We start from the raw sequence: 6,747 nt of genomic DNA, 5'->3' as shown, positions 1-6,747 counted from the left end.
ATCTGCTGCCCGGCGTCTTCGAGACGAACCCGTTCGGCCGGGTGAACGCCCAGCTCTGGACGATCCCCTGGGAGCTCAACTGCTACCTCGCCCTGTCGGGGCTGGCGATCTTCGGCGTCGTCGCGCGCCGCTCCCTGATGCTGCCGGCGATCGTCCTGCTCACGCTCGCGTGCCTTGCGAACGCCGCGCTCCGCCATCCCGGCCAGGCGGCGATGTCGGCCGGCTCCCTGCCCGGGCCGCTGCTGGTGGTGAGCTTCCTCTGCGGCGTCGCCTTCTACCTCTATCGCGACAAGGCCCCCTGGCGGCGCGACTGGGGCGTGGCGGCGCTGGTCGCCGCCCTGGCGCTGCTCTGCATCCCCTACGGCCAGTACCTCGCCGTGCTGCCGGCCGCCTACGCCACCGTCTGGCTGGGGCTGGAGAACCCGCCGAAGGCGGCGGTCCTGAAGGGCGCCGACTATTCCTACGGCGTCTTCCTCTACAGCTTCGCGATCCAGCAGACGATCGTCGCCCTGGCTCCGTGGGCGCGCCACTGGTGGCTGAACATCCTGCTCTCCCTGCCCGTCGCCATCGCCGTCGCGGCCCTGTCGTGGACCCTGGTCGAGAAACCCGCGCTGCGGCTTCGCACCCCGCTGCAGCGCCTCGAAGCCTGGTGGCTGTCCCGCCGCCCACGCGTGCGCGCCGCTCGGGGCGGCGAAGGAGCCGCTGAGCTAGCGGGCCGCAAGCGTTACCTGACGGACTCGATCGGCCCCGGGTAGCGGACGATGTTCACGTCCACCGTCAACAGGGTCACGCCTTCTATCTGCGCCTGGGCGACGAGCATGCGGTCGAACGGATCTCTGTGGATCGCGGGCAGGGCCGCAACGTGAGCACCGTGAGCCCCCGTCACCGCCAACTCCTCGTAGCCGTTGTCCAGCAGTTCCCGCCGTAACACATTGGGATCGACCTCGAAGTCAGGTCTGCCAAGCGCCGACTTAATGCCGACCTCCCATATCGAGGCCGCGCTGAACAAGAGATCTGCCTCCGGATCCTCCAGACGTTCGACTGCCCGCGCGGTAAGGCGGCTGCTCCCGCCCGCCGCCCAAAGCAGCAGATGCGTATCGAGCAGGAGCTTCACGCCTCGCCTTCGAACAGGGCTTCGATCTCCGCGCGGCCGATCTCTTTCCAGTCGTCGGGAACCTTGACGCGGTCCTTCATGAAGCCGATCCGCCGCTTCGGCCTCTCCGCCTGCTCGAGCGGCACGACCTTGACCAGGGGCTTGCCGGCGCGGGCGATAATGAAGCCCTCGCCACGCGTCGCCGCGCGCTCGACAAGCTTGGACAGGTTCGTCTTGGCGTCGTGGATATTGACCGTCTGCATGACCGCACCACCCTTAGTCCACTAAACTTAGTCCATCAGCTTGCGGACGGCAAGCGCGTCCGGACGCTCCGCTAGCGCTGAAACTGCGGGACCAGCCTACCCTTGAAGCCGATCGGCGGGCGGACGCCCAGCGCGAACAGGGCCCCGCCATAGACGGCGGCGCCCGCCACAGCCGTCAGGCCGAGCTCGACGACGTCGGGGAGATGTTCGATCCGCAGCGCGTGGCGCAGGCCGAGCACCAGCGCGGTCATCAGCCCCGCCGCCACCGCCACGCGCCAATAGCTGGCCAGCTGGGCCGCCAGCGAGATCCCGACCATCCGCCGCGCGACCAGCAGCACGGCCGCCGCCATGATCACCGCGACCGCCATGCGGCCCGCCACCGCCCCCATCAGCGAATAGGTATAGTAGCCCAGGGCGACGAACAGCGCCTTGACGCTGATCTCGAACAGGCTGAAGCGGAAGACGACCACCGGCCGGTTGGTGGCCAGCGCCAGCGAGCACATCGGCTGATAGGCGGCGCTGAGCATGGTCGCGAGCGCCAGCCAGCGCAGGTAGCCGGCGGTCTCCGCCCATTTCGCCCCCAGCATCACCCGGACGATCAGGTCCGACGTCAGCGAGATGCCGACGCCGATCGGGACGGCGATCATCATGGTGAAGGTGGCCGCGCGCAGATAGGCCTTGGCCAGCCGTTCGCGGTCGTCGGCGATGCGCGACAGGGCCGCCATCAGCGGCTGCATGGCGGGCCCGATCACGCTCTGGGTCGGCAGCAGCGAGAGGTCGCTGGCCATGGTGTATTTGCCGAGCGTCGCCTTGCTGACGAAGTAGCCGAGGATGCCGCGGTCGACCTGCCAGCTCGCGGCCGCCAGCAGCTGGGCGGAGCTGAACCAGCCGACGAAGCCCTTGAAGTCGGAGAACCGCGCGAGCGAGAGCCGCAGGCGATGGGGCGCGATGACGTGCGACAGGATGCAGGTCGTGACGACCGCCACCACGCTGTTGGCCACGATCGCCCAGTAGCCGCCGCCCAGGTGCGCCAGGGCGATCGCCACGGTCGCCGCCGTCAGCTTGCCCGAGATCTCCACCGCGAAGGCCTGCTTGAAGCTGATCTCGCGGACGAACCTGACCATCGCCGGGCTGACGAGGCTCCGGGCGACCGGCCCGATGGCGAAGGCGCAGACGAGCGGCGCCAGCCGCGGGTCGTGGTAGATCAGCGAAAACGGCCAGGCGAACGCGAACAGGACGACCGAAAGGACGCTCCCGCGGCAGACGCCGAGCGTGAAGGCGGTGTCGAGATGCTTGTCGTCGATCGACTTCAGCCGTGTCAGCGCCTGGGTCAGCGGGATCTCCAGGGCGGTGTCGACGATGGCGATCAGGCTCGCGGCGAGCGCGGCGAGGCCGAAATCCGCCGGCGCCAGCGCCCGCGCCAGGAAGATGACGGTGCCGAAGTCGATCAGCCGCCCCGACAGCCGCGAGCAGATCAGCCAGCCGGCGCCGATGATCGTCTTGGTGGAGAGCATTCCAGCATAAATCCTAGTTTCGGAACCTGACGCGGACTGCTCGGGAATGGGGCGAGGCGTCGGCGGCTCGCCGCGAAAGGACTGCGCGCCGTCCGGTTCAGCGCCGCGGCGGCCCCGGCGGGCAGCCGCCCGGCGGGCCCGGCCCACGGCCGTAGACGTGGACGTAGTCGACCAGCAGCGTCGAAGGATTGGGCGTCTTGTCGATGGGCCAGCCGCTGCCCAGCGCCAGGTTGATCAGCGGATAGAGCGGCCCGTCGAGCTCGGGCGGCGTCGGCTGGCTCCAGACCTGCTTGCCGTCGCGGAAGAAGACGATCGCTTGCGGCGAGACATCGACGCCGTAGGTATGGAAGTCCTGGACCAGCGACCCGTCCGGAACCTGCAGCAGGGTCCCCTTCCCGTAGGTCTTGGCGCGGTCCTTGTACCAGACGTGGACGTGCGCGCGGTAGGAATCGGCGAACTTGCCGTAGTACTCGATGACGTCGAGCTCGATGTTGCCGTTCTTGGTCCGGGCCGACTTGGCGTCGGCGAGCCAGAACGCGGGCCAGGTGCCCGGGCCCGGCGGAAGCTTCATCCGCGCCTCGAAATAGCCGTAGCGCGTGCCCGAATGGGCGCCCGTCGAGTCGCCCGCGGCGAGCAGCCCGGACCGCCAGAGGCCGGACCTCTCCTTCCAGGCCTTGATCGAGAGCACGCCGTCCTTGACCGAGAACGGCCCTTCCTCCCGCGGATCGGTGAAGCGCGCATCGCCGAAGTCGCCGTTCCACGGAGTGTGCGCGGTCCAGCGCGCCGGGCCCAGCTTGCGCGAGGCGACGCTGAGGTCGTTGAAGTCCTCGATCAGCACCGGATGGAGCGCGCAGGCGCCCGAGGCCGGTTTCGCCGGGGCGGCGGCGGAGGAGCCGCAGGCCGCGAGCAGGATCACGGCGGCGAAGGCGACGCGCAGGGCCCTCATCCGGCCGCGCTCCGAACGCCTCTGCGACGGCGGGCGTAGGCGAGCGCGCCGCGGCCCAGGTGCGCGGCGTGCAGGCCGCCCAGCCACAGCGGCCGCGAAAGCGGGAAGTGTTCGGCCACGGCGCCCTCGCGCCAGAGGCTGCGCTTGATGTCGTCGACCCCCGCGCGCACCCCCTTCGGAGCGACCACCGCGGCCACGGTCTCGGTGCGGCCGAAATCCCGCGACCGGCGGGGAATGGCGAGCAACTCGCGCTCGCGGGGGCCGGGCCAGACGATGGCGTCGTAGAGCCGCTTCCAGGCGGCGGGCGCGTCCGCATAGATCTGCTCGCCGGCGCGGCCGGGCGGCAGCGCCCGCAGGTAGGCCATGACGCCGGCGAACAGCTCGCCGGGCTGGCCCTCGAGCTTCCGCTCCCAGCCGGGCGCCGCCAGATTGGCCTTCGCCTCGCCGTCCACGCGCGCGAAGCTGACGACGCTCGGCAGATCGGGCTCGAGGCAGGACTCGATCAGCTGCCAGTAGCGCAGCACCGCGGTCCGCCGCTCGGTCGGGTCGAAGCCGTTGGCCTCAACGCAGAGCCCGACGGTGACCGGGAAATGGCTCTCCGAGAAACCCTTGTAGTTGCTGCGGGCGAAGAGCGCGCAGGTCCAGTCATAGTCGGGCCGGCCGAGGCGCAGCAGCCGCACCGTGCTGCCGTAGAGGCCGCTGTCGCAGAGCAGGATCCGCCGCGCCGGACCCGCGCAGGCCGCCAGGTGCTGGTCGAACAGGCGGTTCTGCGCGGCCACCTCCTCGCGCACCGCCCGCGCCGCAGCGCTGGATCCGAGGAACAGCGCGCCGAGCGCCAGCGGCGTGAAAGGCGCCTCCGGGTCCTCGACCGGGACGTCCTGGCGCTGCGTCAGCGCCCGGACCACCCGGCCCAGCCGGTCGCCGCGAAACTCCCGGTCGAGCTCTTCGTAGGCCTCGTCCGCCCCCTGTTCGAGCGCCGTGCGCGCGGCGATCAGGCGCGAGATCATCAGGTCGCCGTAGCCGACGGGGGGATCGAGCCCCGCCGCCTGCAGATAGGCGTCGTAGATCAGCCGCAGCCGCAGACCGCCGCGGGCGCAAAACAGCAGCTTCGTCTGCGCCGGCGCCTCGAGTCCCAAGAGAAGCAGGTGAAGCCGGACGGCGAACTCCCCGAAGACGGGGCCCAGCACCGCGCGGCCGAAGGCCTCGGCGCTCATGCCGCGCCTGCCGCGGCCTGGGCGCCGGCTCCGGACAGCAAGAGAACGCCGTCCAGCTTGCGCAGCAGCTTCATCCGCCGCCTGGGCAGCCACTGGGCATGCAGGCCGGCGCGGCGGGCCATCTCGTGATCGGCTCTGCGATCGTCGCCCAGGTGCAGCACCCGCCGCGCCTGGACGCCTTCCAGGTCGAGCACCGCGCGGAAGAGCTCGGAGCTGCGCTTCGTCAGGTTCAGCTCCGCGCTGCAGTAGACGGCGTCAATGGGGTGCCCCGGGGCCACTCGGCCGAGGAGGCTGCAGAGGTCGACGCGCGGCAGATAGATGTCCGAGATGGCGATCACCCGCTTGCCGCCCGCCCGCAGCGCCGCAAGCCGATGCAGCAGGCGGCGGTTCGGACGCAAGCTGGCGGCTTCGAAATCCAGCTCGGCCGCCTTCAGCCGCTCAGCTGCATCCGCGGGCAGGCCCAGGACCGTCGTCTGCATGTGGTAGATCCGGGCCAGCGGCACGTCGCCCTGCGGCCGCGCCAGCTCCAGCGCCCGGTAGGCCAGCCGCTGGGCGTCGAGGCGCGAGCGGTAGAGCGCGTCCGCCGAAACGTCGTGACCCGCCTGCCGCAACGCCTGCGCGGCCTGGCGCGCCATCAGCAGAAACCGACGGCGCTCGCACCGGTGATCGCGGAGCAGCACGGTGTCGAAGAGGTCGACGCTGATCACGTCGATGGAAGTGGGCGCGAAACGAAGCTTCACGGGGACCCTGCACGTGGCCGTCACGAGCCGCATTGGGGCTCTTCGAAGCCTGCCCGGGTCAAGGCGCGAGCGGAGGCTGGGCGCAGCCCGTCGCCGGCTGCTCCGATCTCGACAATCTGGCGGCCCCGGAAGGCCGAAGCCATCCCTCCGGCGCCGGCTATTTCGCCAGCACGAGCAGCGAGTATCCGCCGAGGAGGCGCACCGCGAAATCCGGGTTGAGCGCGAACATCACGCGCCTTGGCGCCTTCATCAGGTGGCTGGTGAACGCCTGGTTGGGCAGCTCGAGCCGGCTGGCGGTGTAGTGATGGTCCACGATCCGGCAGCCGCTCTCCTCCACCGCCGCAAGCGCCGTCTGCTTGAAGAAATAATGGATATGCCCGACGTCGGCTCGCAGGCCCATGATCGGCCAGCCCCGGAAGACCGACTGCACGGACAGGTCGAGCGGAATGTGGAAGACCTTGTACGTCGCCAGCGCCCGCACCCGCTTGATGAACTGCAAATAGTCGTCCACGTGCTCCAGGACGTCGATCGCCAGTGCGACGTCGAAGCTGGCGTCCGGGATCGCATCGGCGTCCTGAAGGTGGAAGCAGGTGCGTGCGGTCTGCTTCTGCTTGGCCCGGGCATAGGCGTGCGGCGAGATCTCGTAGCCGCAGAGCGCGGCGCCGGGAAAGGCGCGCTCCAGCTCGAGGAGGATCTCGCCCGTTCCGCACCCCACCTCGCAAATCCGCCGCGTGGGCAAGGCGTGCTTGCGCAGCATCCGCGCGATGTGACCCGCCTTCCACGCCGCGTCGCTCTCATGCCAGCTGGGGTTCTTGGCCCCGTAGAGCTCCTGCTCGTACATTTCCCGCATCGTCAGCTTCCCGGTAGACGCATCGCAGTCCCTGCGATGTCGCAGTCGCATGCAAAAAGGCGGAGGACGGCGGCCGCACGCGCCGCTCGGGTCAGGCGGTTCCGGCCTGGAACGTCGTAATGGCGAG

Annotated in this window: 8 protein-coding genes; 1 reads left to right on the top strand and 7 read right to left on the bottom strand. The window is 70.1% G+C overall.

Annotated features, from left to right (window positions below; genetic code table 11):
* Positions 1 to 755 (top strand): acyltransferase family protein (locus tag VJS38_RS03655; RefSeq protein ID WP_414692406.1); only part of this gene is annotated, 755 nt, incomplete at its 5' end.
* Here the strand turns inward: VJS38_RS03655 and VJS38_RS03650 are convergent.
* The 7 genes from VJS38_RS03650 to VJS38_RS03620 all read right to left on the bottom strand — a co-directional run bounded on the left by VJS38_RS03650 (position 725) and on the right by VJS38_RS03620 (position 6,611).
* Positions 725 to 1,114, bottom strand: coding sequence for a type II toxin-antitoxin system VapC family toxin (locus VJS38_RS03650; protein ID WP_324086794.1), 390 nt, complete (start codon positions 1,112 to 1,114; stop codon positions 725 to 727). The genes VJS38_RS03655 and VJS38_RS03650 overlap by 31 nt on opposite strands.
* Positions 1,111 to 1,356: a type II toxin-antitoxin system Phd/YefM family antitoxin gene (locus VJS38_RS03645; protein ID WP_324086793.1), complete on the bottom strand. Its 246-nt coding sequence runs from the start codon at positions 1,354 to 1,356 to the stop codon at positions 1,111 to 1,113. The genes VJS38_RS03650 and VJS38_RS03645 overlap by 4 nt, the downstream gene beginning before the upstream one ends.
* A gap of 71 nt (positions 1,357 to 1,427) precedes the next feature.
* Positions 1,428 to 2,870 (bottom strand): lipopolysaccharide biosynthesis protein, encoded by a 1,443-nt coding sequence (locus VJS38_RS03640; protein ID WP_324086792.1) that lies wholly within the window; start codon positions 2,868 to 2,870, stop codon positions 1,428 to 1,430.
* A gap of 97 nt (positions 2,871 to 2,967) precedes the next feature.
* Positions 2,968 to 3,816, bottom strand: a complete 849-nt coding sequence (locus VJS38_RS03635) for a glycoside hydrolase family 16 protein (RefSeq protein WP_324086791.1) — start codon at positions 3,814 to 3,816, stop codon at positions 2,968 to 2,970.
* Entirely contained in the window at positions 3,813 to 5,030 is a 1,218-nt protein-coding gene (locus tag VJS38_RS03630; protein ID WP_324086790.1) for a hypothetical protein, read from the bottom strand. The genes VJS38_RS03635 and VJS38_RS03630 overlap by 4 nt, the downstream gene beginning before the upstream one ends.
* Positions 5,027 to 5,770 (bottom strand): HAD family hydrolase, encoded by a 744-nt coding sequence (locus tag VJS38_RS03625; RefSeq protein ID WP_324086789.1) that lies wholly within the window; start codon positions 5,768 to 5,770, stop codon positions 5,027 to 5,029. Before VJS38_RS03625 ends, VJS38_RS03630 begins: the two co-directional genes overlap by 4 nt.
* A 157-nt stretch (positions 5,771 to 5,927) precedes the next feature.
* Complete coding sequence (locus VJS38_RS03620) at positions 5,928 to 6,611, bottom strand: class I SAM-dependent methyltransferase (protein ID WP_324086788.1); 684 nt, start codon at positions 6,609 to 6,611, stop codon at positions 5,928 to 5,930.
* Positions 6,612 to 6,747: the final 136 nt, after the last annotated feature.

Source organism: Phenylobacterium sp. (assembly GCF_035276905.1).
GTDB lineage: Bacteria > Pseudomonadota > Alphaproteobacteria > Caulobacterales > Caulobacteraceae > Phenylobacterium.
The sequence above is the reverse complement of the archived record's forward strand: the minus strand, read 5'-3'. Positions and strand labels throughout refer to the sequence as shown.